The sequence below is a fragment of the Paraburkholderia domus genome (assembly GCF_905220705.1).
Classification (GTDB): Bacteria; Pseudomonadota; Gammaproteobacteria; order Burkholderiales; family Burkholderiaceae; genus Paraburkholderia; species Paraburkholderia domus.
The window spans coordinates 236,206-249,303 of record NZ_CAJNAT010000002.1; the positions used below are offsets into that span (position 1 = coordinate 236,206).

The following is a 13,098-nucleotide window of genomic DNA, read 5'->3' on the forward strand; positions in this document are numbered from 1 at the left end:
GGTTTTGATGACCATCGGACCCCTTGGCCTTGCCGCACCGTCCCCATTTGTCGCCATCGTCACCGCTATACGCCGGACCCACCTATGTCGCAGACCATTTCCCCCGCCGTGCCGACCCCTTCGACTCCGAAGGTCGGTTTCGTCAGCCTAGGCTGTCCTAAAGCACTCGTCGACTCCGAACAGATCATCACGCAGCTGCGCGCCGAGGGCTACGAGATCTCCGGCACGTACGACGGCGCGGACCTCGTGGTCGTCAACACCTGCGGCTTCATCGACGAAGCCGTGCAGGAAAGCCTCGACGCGATCGGTGAAGCGCTCAGCGAAAACGGCAAGGTGATCGTCACGGGTTGCCTCGGTGCAAAGCAGAGCGCGAGCGGCTCGAACCTGATCGAAGAAGTGCATCCGAAGGTGCTGGCCGTGACCGGTCCGCACGCGCTCGGCGAAGTGATGCAGGCGGTGCACAATCATCTGCCGAAGCCGCACGATCCGTTTATCGATCTGGTGCCGGCTGCCGGCGTGAAGCTCACGCCGCGCCACTATGCGTACCTGAAAATTTCCGAAGGCTGCAACCACCGCTGCACGTTCTGCATCATCCCGTCGATGCGCGGCGACCTCGTGTCGCGTCCGGTTGCCGAAGTGATGCTCGAGGCGGAGAACCTGTTCAAGTCAGGCGTGAAGGAACTGCTGGTGATTTCGCAGGACACGAGCGCATACGGCGTCGATGTCAAATACCGTACCGGTTTCTGGAACGGCAAGCCGATCAAGACGCGCATGACCGATCTGGTCGGCGCGCTTGGCGAACTTGCGGCGCAATACGGCGCATGGGTACGTTTGCATTACGTGTATCCGTACCCGAGCGTCGACGAAGTCATTCCGATGATGGCCGAAGGTCCGTTCAAGGGTCATGTGCTGCCGTATCTGGATGTGCCGTTCCAGCACGCGCATCCGGAAGTGTTGAAGCGCATGAAGCGCCCGGCCAACGCCGAGAAGGTGATGGAGCGCGTGAAGGCGTGGCGCGAAATCTGCCCCGACCTGACGATCCGCAGCACGTTCATCGCCGGCTTCCCGGGCGAGACTGAAGAGCAATTCCAGACGCTGCTCGATTTCATCCGCGAGGCGGAGCTGGATCGGGTCGGCTGCTTTGCTTACTCGCCGGTCGAAGGCGCGACGGCCAACGAACTCGACGGTGCCTTGCCCGACGAAGTGCGTGAAGAACGCCGCGCGCGCTTCATGGAAGTGGCCGAAGAAGTGTCGGCCAAACGTATCGCGAAGAAGGTCGGCAAGACGCTGAAAGTGCTGGTCGACGAGATCAATGCCGACGGCGGCATCGGCCGCACCGCGGCGGATGCGCCTGAAATCGATGGCGTCGTCTATATCGCACCGGCCACCAAGGCGTCGAAGCGTTACAAGGTCGGCGATTTTGTGTCGGTGAAGATCACTGGCGCTGACGGCCACGATCTGTGGGGCGAGGTATAAGCGATGACGGCGAGCATGGCCGGCACGCCGGCTGCCCAGACCCCGGAAAGCCGGGCCTCGGACGCCCGGCGCCCCGAGATTCTCGCGCTCGGCGAGGCGATGATCGAATTCAATCAGTCGGCTAAAGATCAGCCGAACTATCTGCAGGGCTTCGGCGGCGATACGTCGAACTTCTGCATCGCAGCGGCACGGCAGGGCGCGAAGACAGGTTTCGTGTCGGCTGTCGGCAGCGATCATTTCGGACGTCTGCTGATCGATCTGTGGGAGCGCGAGCAGGTTGAGACGTCGCTCGTGCGCGTCGATCCGCACGCACCCACCGGGGTCTATTTCGTTTCGCACGGTCCTGAAGGTCACGCGTTCGACTACCTGCGTGCGGGTTCGGCCGCGAGCCGTTATGCGCCGGACGATCTACCGCTCGATGCGATCGCCGCAGCCAAAGTCATCCACCTGTCCGGCATCAGTCTCGCGATCAGCGTGAGCGCCTGCGACGCCGCTTTGGCGGCGATTGGGCATGCGCGAGCGAACGGCGTGCTCGTGAGCTTCGACACCAATCTGCGCCTGAAGCTGTGGCCGCTCGCGAGAGCGCGCGCGGTGATGCTCGAAGCCATTCGTCAAACCGACATTTGTCTGCCGAGCTGGGACGACGTCACTGAACTCACCGGCTTGACCGGTCGAGACGAGATCGTCGATTTTCTGCTGTCGCACGGTCCGCGTGTCGTAGCGCTCAAGCTCGGCAAAGAAGGCTCGTACATCGCCACGCCTGACGAACGGCGCGTCGTGCCGGGCCATGTCGTCAACGCGGTCGATGCGACCGGCGCGGGGGACTGTTTTGGCGGCGCGTTCATCGCGCGTATCGTCGCGGGTGACGATCCGTTTCAAGCGGCGCGTTATGCGAACGTCGCCGCGGCACTGTCCACGCAAGGCTACGGCGCGGTCGCGCCGATTCCTTCGCGGGCGACGGTCGAACACATCCTGGCCGGCTGACAGCAACGCGCTGCGAGGCGCGCGCCGCAACCCGCCAGGGCAAGATTATCTTTAGAGACTAAAGAGAGGAGCGAGCGATGCAACGAGACGTAGTGGTGGTAAGCGGTGTACGTACCGCAATCGGCGGTTTTGGCGGCAGTCTGAAGGACTTTCCGCCGACGGATCTTGGCGCACGCGTCGTGCGTGAAGTGCTGGCGCGCGCAAACGTGTCGGGCGACGAAGTCGGCCATGTGGTGTTCGGCAATGTCGTGCATACCGAACCGAAAGATATGTATCTGGCCCGCGTGGCGGCGATCAATGGCGGCGTCGCGCAACATGCGCCCGCGTTGACTGTCAACCGCTTGTGCGGATCGGGCTTGCAGGCAATCGTCTCGGCCGCGCAAAGCGTGCTGCTCGGCGATGCCGACATCGCAATCGGCGGCGGCGCGGAAAACATGAGCCGCGCGCCGTATTCCATGCCGGCTGCGCGCTTTGGTCAGCGCATGGGCGATGCGCGCCTCGTCGACATGATGGTCGGCGCGCTGAACGACCCATTCCAGTCGATCCATATGGGCGTAACCGCCGAGAACGTCGCGCGCAAGTACGAAATCTCGCGAGAAACGCAGGACGCGCTCGCGCTCGAATCGCATCGCCGCGCAGCTAACGCGATTACAAGCGGCTACTTCAAGGACCAGATCCTGCCGATCTCGATTCCGTCGAAGAAGGGCGATGTCGTGTTCGACACGGATGAGCACACGCGCATGAACGCAACGGCAGAAGACTTCTCCAAGTTGAAGCCGGTGTTCGCGAAGGAAAACGGCACGGTGACGGCCGGCAACGCGTCGGGAATCAACGACGCCGCCGCGGCGGTCGTGCTGATGGAGCGCAGCGTCGCCGAGAAGCGCGGCATCAAGCCGCTGGCACGGCTGGTTTCGTACGCGCACGCAGGTGTCGACCCGGCATACATGGGCATCGGCCCTGTGCCGGCGACGCGCAAGGCGCTTGAGCGCGCCGGCCTGACAGTCGCCGATCTGGACGTGATCGAAGCGAACGAAGCGTTTGCCGCTCAGGCATGCGCAGTCAGCAAGGAACTTGGTTTCGATCCGGCCAAGGTCAATCCGAACGGATCGGGCATTTCGCTCGGCCATCCGATCGGCGCGACCGGCGCGCTGATTACCGTCAAGGCGTTGTATGAATTGCAGCGAGTCGGCGGCCGCTATGCGCTGGTGACGATGTGTATCGGCGGCGGACAGGGTATCGCGGCGATCTTCGAACGGATCTGAGGCCGAGGCTGAGGCTGAGGCGGGGCAACGCGACGCGAGGCGTCGACTTTCCCCGCCGAACGAAGCCCAGCGGTAGGTGGGTAGGAAACTGGCATCGAGCGGTAGCGGGCAATAAGGAAAGAACGGATGCAGGGATCGAAAGCGATGAAGGGTACGATGCGGCGGCGCGCTTGGGCGGTGATGGGCATCGCTGCATTGCTATGTGCCGGCGCCGGGGCTGTGCTGCCCGCGCAGGCATGGGCGCAAAGCGACGCGGTGAAGGAGTTGGCGGCGCCCCCGCCGATTCAGTTGCCGCTCAAGCCGAGCCCCGAATTCGCAAAGTTTCCGCGCTACGCCGGCATGCTGGGCGCACGTCAGATCGTACTGCGCCTCGGCGCGAAAACCGACGACCCCGCCGGCGTGCACGGCGAGTATCAGTACACCGATACCGGCGAGGTGATCCTGATCGCGGGCGACCGTGACGGCGACACGCTCGAAGTCGAGGAATCGAACGACGGCACGCATATCACAGGCAACTGGGTCGGCAAATTTGCCGCTGACGGTTCGGTAGCGGGCGACCGGATGAATGTCGACGATTCCGACCCGCAGCCGTTCGATCTGAAACCACTGGCGGCGGGGCAGGCCGTGCCGGCTGCATCGGCTGGTGCAGGTGCTGCTGCTGGTGCCGGTGCGGCGGCCAACAAGGCAGCGGTCGCGCCACAATCGTCAGCCGGCGGGGCAGCAGCGCCCGCTGCGGCAACGAGCAGTGGTCACGCCGTCGGCGGGGTTAGCAATCTGCAAACCGGCGAATAACGTCTACCTACACCATGACCCAATCCAAACTCAAACGCGGCCTGCAAACTCACATCGTGCGTCACGAAGACCAGCTCACGCCGGGCTTCGAGTCGTTCTCGACGCCGGTTACGCGCGCTTCGACGGTCGTATTCCCCGATCTCGCGACAATGCGGTCGCTCGACTGGAAAAACGACGCGCAATGGCGCTATGGCCTGCACGCCACGCCGACTTCGTTGGCGCTGGCGCAGCGGCTTGCCACCATCGAAGGCGGCAATCACGCGTTGTTGCAGCCGTCGGGGTTGTCGTCGATTTCGAATGTGTACTTCGGCCTTGTGAAGGCCGGCGACGACGTGCTGATCCCCGATAACGTCTACTCGCCGAACCGCGATCACGGCGACTGGCTGGCGCGCGATTTCGGCGTCACGGTGCGCTACTACGATCCGATGATCGGCGCGAGGATCGCGGATCTGATCCAGCCGAATACGCGTTTGATCTGGCTCGAAGCACCCGGCTCGGTCACGATGGAAGTGGCCGACGTGCCCGCCATCACCGCGGCGGCACGTGCGCGCCACGTCGTCACGGCGATCGACAATACCTGGTCTGCGGGGCTCGGTTTCCGACCGTTCGACCATGGCGTCGATATCTCGGTGCAGGCGTTGACCAAGTACCAGTCGGGCGGCGGCGACGTGCTGATGGGCGCGACGATCACGGTCGATCGCGAGTTGCATCTGAAGTTGAAGGCAGCGCGCATGCGCATGGGTATCGGCGTGTCGTCGGATGACTGTTCGTTGATTCTGCGCAGCCTGCCGACTATGCAACTGCGCTTCGAACAGCATGACCGTGCAGCGCTCGGTCTGGCCAAATGGCTCAAGACGCGTCCGGAAATTGCCGCGGTCTTGCATCCGGCGTTACCTGACTGTCCAGGGCATGAGTTTTTCAAGCGCGACTTTACGGGCGCGGGTGGACTGTTCTCAGTGGTGTTCGATGCACGTTACAGTGCGGCGCAAATCGACACGTTCTGCGAGTCGCTTGAGCTGTTTTCGCTCGGCTGGAGTTGGGGTGGCGCGCACAGTCTCGCGATGCCGTACGACGTCGCCTCGATGCGCACGGAAGGTCAATGGCCGCATCGCGGCACGTTGGTGCGGTTCTATATCGGTCTGGAAGAAGAGGCCGATTTGCGCGCGGATATCGAGCAGTGTCTGGAGGCGCTGGGCTAAGCGCCAGCGAGCGGGTTGCTGAAGATTGCGTAAGCCCATCGGGACGCGTTCCCGATGGGCTTTTTATTTTGTCAAGATAGCCAGTAAGCCTAACCATTCGGCCGAATGGCCGACGCCGGATCTCGACGCTACGATGGTGCACGTTATGACTAACGATTACCGCACGATGGTGGACTTCGATGAATCTATTTTTCTGGGCGTTGCTGAATCTTGGCGTGCCGATTGTCGGCCCGATCTTTACGTTAGCGCTCGTCGCACCCACACACGGCTGGCGCGTCGCGAAGACGTTGATCGCCGCATCAGTGAAAGACGGCCAACTATTCTGGTGTTCGATCGGGCTGTGCGCGGCCGCGGTTTATGAGGCAATGACCGCGCTGGAAAGAGGAGGTGGTGCGGTGCCTGTCTTGGAATCCGCCATTGCTGGATTCTGCATGCTGGCTTTCTCCTGTTCCATTATCGTGATGTCGGCCCTGGTCAATACACATCATGACCGGGCGAGCACATACATTCGCCACAGGCAGAAACGGTTTGTTACGGGGTCGTTGTCGCGCGTGGCCATCGGAACTTCGATTCTTGCAACGTCCGTTGCTGCCATTCTGTTTGTAATCCTACACGTGCGCCTGATTTAGATTTTTTAGATAACGTAGCTCTTATACTGATCGACTTACAGGAGGCACGCATGGACAAACTATTTACGTTTCTGGAATCTGACCAAAATTACGCTCGTGTTCTGAAGTGGGCTAACGTCGTGATAGTCGCCGTTGCGATCTACATGTTGGGCGTGTTGCTATTCGCCTTTCCGAACAAATAATACTCGTGTCCAGCGCTGGCCGCCATTGCGTCGGCCAGCGCAAATTTTGCTTCAGAACAGCCGCAGCAACCCATCCAGCCCAACGTGGTTGAACGCCACGCTGGCGGCTTCGCGCACCACCGGCTTCGCGCGGAATGCTACTGAGAGTCCCGCAGCGGCCATCATTTTCAGATCGTTCGAACCGTCGCCCATCGCAATTGCGCGGGCCGGCTCGATGCCTAGTTGGACGCACGTCTCGCGCAGTGTGCGTGCCTTCACGTCGGCGTTGACGATCTCGCCGATTACGTTGCCGGTCAACTTGCCATCAACGATTTCGAGCGTGTTCGCCCGCGTGAAATCGAGGCCGAGCCGGGCCTTCAGTTTTTCGGTGAAAAACGTGAAGCCGCCGGACACCAGCAGCGTTTTCAATCCCGCCGCTTTCGCGCCGGCGAGCATCTGTTCGGCGCCCGGTGAGAGTTGCAGCCGCTCTTCATAAACGCGTTCGAGCGCGCCGGCGTCGAGTCCCTTGAGCAGTGCCACGCGGCGCGTCAGGCTCTCGTTGAAGTCCTTGATTTCGCCGCGCATCGACGCTTCCGTGATCGCTGCGACTTCCGCCTTCAACCCGCAGAAGTCGGCGATCTCGTCGATGCATTCGATCGTGATCAGCGTGGAGTCCATGTCCATCGCGACGAGGCCGAAATCACGCAACTGGCGGCCGGGTTCGACAAACGCATAGTCCAGTTGATGCGTGCCGCAATAGACCTCGAGGTCGGCGCGCTGCGCGATGTTCGCGTTGGCGATGCGAATCGCGTTCGTGTCGATGACGGCGGCGTGCGATCCGCGCGCGAGCGCGACGAGCGTCTTGTGGTGGTCGGCGGAAAGGGGCGCGGTGCTTTGGATGACGAGGTTCATGGACGACGCATTGGCGCAGAAAAGGACGGGCGCGCGGCTCGCGCGGAAAATCCCGTCATTGTAACGGTTCGGCGGCACGCAGCCCGCCGCGCGGTCCGCCAGACAATCCACCGTGCAATCATCAGGCACCCGCGTCATACTGGCGCTTCGAATGACGCCTCGCTGCCAACGAGTCTGGCGAGCTTGCCGCGCTTATGAGGCGCGCGGCACACCGCACACGCACGCATTGGCACAAGCCGACGAGGCGCACCACCACGGAGACAAGTCATGACCCCCGCGACCGCCAGCGACGCGTCCACCCTTGCGCGCGACTTCGATCTGCGCCACCTGAGCCCCGCGTTCTATGCTGATCCGTATCCGGTCTATCATGCGCTGCGCACCCATGAGCCGGTCAAACGCATGCCGGACGGCTCGTTGTTCCTGACGCGTTTTCGCGATGTGCAGGCGGTCTACCGCGACCCGAAAACTTTCAGTTCCGACAAGACCGTCGAATTCAAGCCGAAGTACGGCGACTCGCCGCTCTACACCCATCACACCACGAGTCTTGTCTTCAACGATCCGCCTCGTCACACGCGGGTGCGCAAACTGATCGCCGGCGCACTGACGGCGCGCGCCATCGCGGCCATGGAGCCGGGGTTGATCCGCCTCGTCGATGGCTTGCTCGATGCTGCCGCGGTGCGCGGCCGGATCGATCTGATCGGCGAGTTCGCGTCGGCGATTCCGGTCGAGATCATCGGCAATCTGCTGGATGTGCCGCACGCTGAGCGCGAGCCGTTGCGCGACTGGTCGCTGGCGATACTCGGCGCGCTGGAGCCGTCGCTGACCGACGCGCAACTCGAACGAGGAAGCCGTGCGGTCAGCGAATTCGTTGAGTATTTGCGCGATCTGGTAGGGCAGCGCCGGCGCGAACCCGGTGACCCGCAGCACGACGTGCTGACGCGCCTGATCCAGGGCGAAGCGGGCGGCGAGCAGTTATCGGAGGCGGAGTTGCTGCAAAACTGCATTTTCATCCTGAACGCCGGTCATGAAACCACGACGAACCTGATCGGCAACGGTCTCGTTACGCTGACCGACTGGCCGGAGCAGCGCGCCGCGTTACTGCGCGAACCGTCGCTTATCGAGTCGGCGATCGAGGAGTGTCTGCGGTTCGAGAGCTCGAATCAGCTGGGCAACCGCATGGCGACCGTCGATACCGAAATCGGTGGCGTCGCGGTGGCACGTGGCACGCCCGCCACGCTGTGCATTGGCGCGGCCAATCGCGACCCCGAGCAGTTCGCGGAACCGGACCGCTTCGACATCCACCGCGATCCGAACCGGCATCTGGCGTTCGGCTTCGGCATTCACCAGTGCGCGGGGTTGTCGCTCGCGCGACTTGAGGCGCGCATCGCCATTGGACGCTTCGTGCAGCGCTTTCCGGCGTATCGGCTCGACGGCGAACCGACGCGCGGCGGACGCGTGCGGTTTCGCGGCTTCGCGGTGGTGCCGGTCGAGCTCGAGCCGTCGAGCGCCGGTTGACGCGGACGATCCATCGAGTCACAAGGGTGCAGAGCGCCGTATCTTTTGCCGACATGACGCAAGACTTACAGCCGATATCTGTGGCGGCCGGCACGGCGCCGCGCCAGTCATAGCGCGAAAACCGTGGCACGCTTGCTGCTTCACTGAGGTGCCTGGGCCTTGGGGAGCGCACGATGGCACACATGATCTGGAAGGGCGCAATCAGCTTCGGCCTCGTTCACGTGCCGGTTCAGTTGTATCCGGCGACGCAGTCGGAGAAAGTCGGCTTCAATCTGCTGGACAAGCGCACGATCGACCCAATCGGCTACAAGCAGATCAACAAGCGCACCGGCAAAGAGGTGACGCGCGAGAACATCGTGCGCGGCTTCGAGTACGAAAAGGACAAGTACGTCGTCCTTTCGGACGAGGAGATTCGCGCGGCCAATCCCGAGTCGACGCAGACGGTCGATATCCTCGCATTCGTCGACGCACCGGACATCTCGTTCCTCTATCTCGACACGCCGTACTTCCTGACGCCCGACCGCAAGGGCGAAAAAGTGTACGCGCTGCTGCGCGAAGCGATGAAAGCGACGGGCAAAATTGGTGTGGCGAGCGTCGTGCTGCATAACAAGCAGCATCTCGCGGCGCTGATTCCGGTCGGGCCGATGCTGGCGTTGGACACCCTGCACTGGGCCGCTGAGGTCCGCGACTTCGACGAATTCAAACTGCCGCCCGAAAGTATGAAGGCGGCCGGCGTCACCACGCGCGAACTCGACATGGCGAAAAAACTGATCAACGACATGAGCGGCGAGTGGGATCCATCGCAGTATCACGACACGTTCCACGACGACATCATGACGTTGGTCGAGCGAAAGATTCGCGCGGGTAAGACCGAGGAAATCACCGAAGTCGAGGCGCCACGCGAATCGCGTCAATCAGCCGACATTCTCGATCTGTCCGACCTGCTCAAGCGTAGCCTCGGCCGTGGCAAAGGCAAGCCGGCGGCGGGTGCGCGCAAGAACGCCACGGATGATGAAGACGAGGCGGCCGGTGCGGAGACAGCCGCGCCAGCCCGCAAGAAGCCGCGGGCGGCGAGTTCGGCAGGTACGGCGAGCCGCAGCGGCAAGCGCAGTGGCGCCAGTGCCAAGGGGGCGACGGCGGCACGCAAACGGCGTGCTGCCGTCTGATCGCACGCTTGATAAATAACACGGCGCCAACTTGATCCGCGACGAGTTCACCTCCATGAACGACAGGCTCGATCGCTACAACCGCAAGCGGCGCTTCGACGAAACGCCGGAGCCATCGGGCACGGCTGCGCGCAAGGAAGCCAACCGCGGGACGGCAGCGCGCGATACGGCGCGCACATCGAAAGAGGCGCTGTCGTATGTGATCCAGGAACACGACGCACGGCGTTTGCATTACGACTTCCGGCTCGAACTGAACGGCACGCTATTGTCGTGGGCGGTGCCCAAGGGGCCGAGCCTCGACCCATCGGTGAAACGGCTCGCGGTGCATGTCGAAGATCATCCTGTCGAATATGGCTCGTTCGAAGGCGAGATTCCGCCTGGCAACTACGGCGCGGGAACGGTGATCGTATGGGACCGCGGAACGTGGGAGCCGGTCGGCGGCGCGGCGGAGGCGGCCAGATCGTATAAGGCGGGCAAGCTCAAATTCAGGCTCTTCGGCGAAAAACTGCATGGCGGCTGGGCGCTGGTGCGCAGTCATATGCGCGGCAGCGGCGACAAGGAGCAGTGGCTGCTGATCAAGGAGCGTGACGACGAAGCTCGCAATGAGAGCGAATACGATGTCCTGAAGGCATGTCCGGGCAGCGTGCTGGGCGGCGGTGCGCCGATTGGCAGGGCCGCAGGGTCCATAAGGCGCGCGGCGAGGAAGACTGCGAGCGAGCCTACGCGCGACGAGAGTGCAAGTGCAAAGAGGATGGCAAATACAACGCATGCGACGAGTGCAAGGACGGTAGCAGGCAGGCACGCCGTCATGAGCTCGAGCACCACCGGCAAGAACAGAACGAAAGGCTCGTCGTCAAACCGCACCGACCCGAAGAAAACCGACATCGTATCGACCCGCAGCGCGCAGTCGCTCCTTGAGCTTGCCGCATCCCCCTCGATCGAAGGAGCGGTCAAAGCCGTGTTGCCCGCCGCTTTCAAGCCGCAACTGGCGACGCTCGTCGACGCCGCGCCACCCGGCGATGAATGGGCATACGAAATCAAGTTCGACGGCTATCGCGTGCTGATCCGCATCGATCGAACGACGAAGGCCCGTGCGATCAAGCTGTTCACGCGCGCGGGCAACGATTGGACCGCGAAGTTCGGCAAGCAGGTGAAGGCGTTCGAACGACTCGACATCGAAAGCACATGGCTCGACGGCGAAGCGGTGGTGCTCGATGAAAACGGCGTGCCGAGTTTTCAGGAACTGCAAAATGCGTTCGACCTGGACCGCCCACAGGACATCGTCATCTATCTGTTCGATGTTCCGTTCCTGAATGGCTACGACTTGCGCGGCGTGCCGCTCGAACAACGCCGCGCGATTTTGCGCGCGTTAATGGACGGGCACAACGGGGAAGGACACGACGACAGCGTATTGCGCTTCTCCAACGACTTCGCGTTCAGCGCCGATGAGCTGCTGAAGAGCGCGTGCGACATGGCGCTCGAAGGCATCATTGGCAAACGGCGCGATAGCGGCTACAAATCGGGGCGCTCGTCGGCATGGATCAAATTGAAGTGCCGGCGGCGCCAGGAGTTCGTGATCGGCGGCTATTCGGAGCCGTCCGGCAGCCGTGTGGGGTTCGGTGCGCTGTTGCTCGGCATCTACGACGAAAAAGGCAAACTGCAATACGCCGGACGCGTCGGTACAGGTTTCGGCGCTACGTTGCTGCGCTCGGTAAAGAAGGCGCTCGACGCGCACGAGATCAAGCGCATGCCGTTCTCCAGCGCGCCGCGCGAGCGCAGCCGCACGCCGGTTCATTGGGTTGAACCGGTGCTCGTCTGCGAATGCAATTTCGCTGAATGGACGAGCGACGGCATCGTGCGGCAGGCCTCGTTCGTGAGTCTGCGCAACGACAAACCGGCGCGGCAGATCATCAAGGAAGCATCCCGCAAAGGAGCCGACGTGCCAACGCAAACCGATACCGCATCCGATAAGGTGCCGAAGAAACGCACGACGAAAAAGGCCATCGAAACTCCCGCGACCGAGCCCGCTGGAAAAAGCTCAGCGAAGACGTCTGCAACGAAAGCGGCCTCAGCGAAATCAGGAACCGCCACAACGCCGGCCGAAGTCGCCGGTGTCCGCATCTCTCATCCCGACCGCATCGTCGACAAAAGCACCGGCACCCGCAAAATCGATCTCGTAAAGTACTACGAGGCGATCGCCGACTGGATGCTGCCGCATCTGCAAGACCGGCCGGTGTCGGTGGTGCGCGCGCCCGAGGACATTGGCGGCGAGCTGTTTTTCCAGAAGCACAGCCAGAAACTGTCGATCCCGAACGTCACACAGCATCCCGGACTCGACCCCGGCCATCCGCCGCTGATCACCGTCGATACGCTCAAGGCTTTGGTCGGTGCGGCGCAAATGGGCACCGTCGAATTTCATACGTGGAATGCCGTGGTGTCGAACATCGAAAAACCCGATCGCATGGTGTTCGATCTCGATCCGGATGCGTCGCTCGGTTGGGAGCGGATGATCGAGGCCGCGCAACTGACGCGCTCGTTGCTCGAAGAACTCGGCCTGGCGTCTTTCTGCAAGACGAGCGGCGGCAAGGGATTCCACGTGGTGGTGCCGCTCGCGAAGCACGCCGGCTGGGACGAAGTGAAGGCGTTTTCGCAAGCGGTCGCGCAGCATATGGCGACAACGCTGCCCAAGTACTTCAGCGCGAAGATGGGCGCGCAGAATCGCAAGCGGAAGATCTTCGTCGATTACCTGCGCAACAATCGCGGCTCGAGTACGGTGGCCGCATTTTCGGCCCGTGCGAGGCCGGGGCTGGGCGTTTCAGTGCCGCTCTCGTGGGACGAAGTGGCCACCACGACGAGCGGCGATCAATGGACCATCGAAAACGTGCACGAGCGTCTTCAGAATCTTAAGCGCGACCCGTGGGCGGACTATGCCAAGACGCGTCAGAGCATTACCGCGGCAATGAAAAAACGTCTGGATGAAGCGGAATGAGCGCGATCCAGCC

General features: G+C 62.5%; 10 protein-coding genes. 9 read left to right on the top strand and 1 reads right to left on the bottom strand.

What is annotated here, in order from left to right; all coding sequences use genetic code 11:
* The first annotated feature begins 84 nt into the window (after positions 1-84).
* The 6 genes from rimO to KHO31_RS06265 all read left to right on the top strand — a co-directional run bounded on the left by rimO (position 85) and on the right by KHO31_RS06265 (position 6,342).
* Positions 85-1,476: a 30S ribosomal protein S12 methylthiotransferase RimO gene (rimO, locus tag KHO31_RS06240; RefSeq protein WP_201082584.1), complete on the top strand. Its 1,392-nt coding sequence runs from the start codon at positions 85-87 to the stop codon at positions 1,474-1,476.
* 3 nt (positions 1,477-1,479) lie between these two features.
* Positions 1,480-2,460 (top strand): sugar kinase, encoded by a 981-nt coding sequence (locus KHO31_RS06245; RefSeq protein ID WP_407945923.1) that lies wholly within the window; start codon positions 1,480-1,482, stop codon positions 2,458-2,460.
* A gap of 77 nt (positions 2,461-2,537) precedes the next feature.
* Positions 2,538-3,722: a beta-ketothiolase BktB gene (gene bktB / locus KHO31_RS06250; protein ID WP_201082586.1), complete on the top strand. Its 1,185-nt coding sequence runs from the start codon at positions 2,538-2,540 to the stop codon at positions 3,720-3,722.
* 126 nt (positions 3,723-3,848) lie between these two features.
* A complete protein-coding gene (locus KHO31_RS06255) occupies positions 3,849-4,514 on the top strand; it encodes a hypothetical protein (RefSeq protein ID WP_201082588.1) in 666 nt (221 codons plus the stop codon).
* Between the two features lie 14 nt (positions 4,515-4,528).
* A complete protein-coding gene (locus KHO31_RS06260) occupies positions 4,529-5,713 on the top strand; it encodes a cystathionine beta-lyase (RefSeq protein ID WP_201082591.1) in 1,185 nt (394 codons plus the stop codon).
* A 179-nt stretch (positions 5,714-5,892) separates the two neighbouring features.
* Positions 5,893-6,342 (top strand): hypothetical protein, encoded by a 450-nt coding sequence (locus KHO31_RS06265; protein ID WP_201082593.1) that lies wholly within the window; start codon positions 5,893-5,895, stop codon positions 6,340-6,342.
* 233 nt (positions 6,343-6,575) lie between these two features.
* Here KHO31_RS06265 and serB read toward each other — a convergent pair whose 3' ends face one another.
* On the bottom strand, positions 6,576-7,415 hold the full coding sequence (gene serB, locus KHO31_RS06270; RefSeq protein ID WP_201082595.1) for a phosphoserine phosphatase SerB: 840 nt from the start codon (positions 7,413-7,415) through the stop codon (positions 6,576-6,578).
* Between the two features lie 267 nt (positions 7,416-7,682).
* Here serB and KHO31_RS06275 point away from each other — a divergent pair, with 267 nt between their 5' ends.
* The 3 genes from KHO31_RS06275 (at position 7,683) to ligD (ending at position 13,085) form a co-directional block, all read left to right on the top strand.
* Positions 7,683-8,930 (top strand): cytochrome P450, encoded by a 1,248-nt coding sequence (locus KHO31_RS06275; protein WP_201082597.1) that lies wholly within the window; start codon positions 7,683-7,685, stop codon positions 8,928-8,930.
* Positions 8,931-9,103: 173 nt separating this feature from the next.
* On the top strand, positions 9,104-10,096 hold the full coding sequence (gene ku, locus KHO31_RS06280) for a non-homologous end joining protein Ku (protein WP_211622905.1): 993 nt from the start codon (positions 9,104-9,106) through the stop codon (positions 10,094-10,096).
* Positions 10,097-10,151: 55 nt separating this feature from the next.
* Positions 10,152-13,085, top strand: a complete 2,934-nt coding sequence (gene ligD, locus KHO31_RS06285; protein WP_211622906.1) for a DNA ligase D — start codon at positions 10,152-10,154, stop codon at positions 13,083-13,085.
* Positions 13,086-13,098 lie beyond the last annotated feature (13 nt).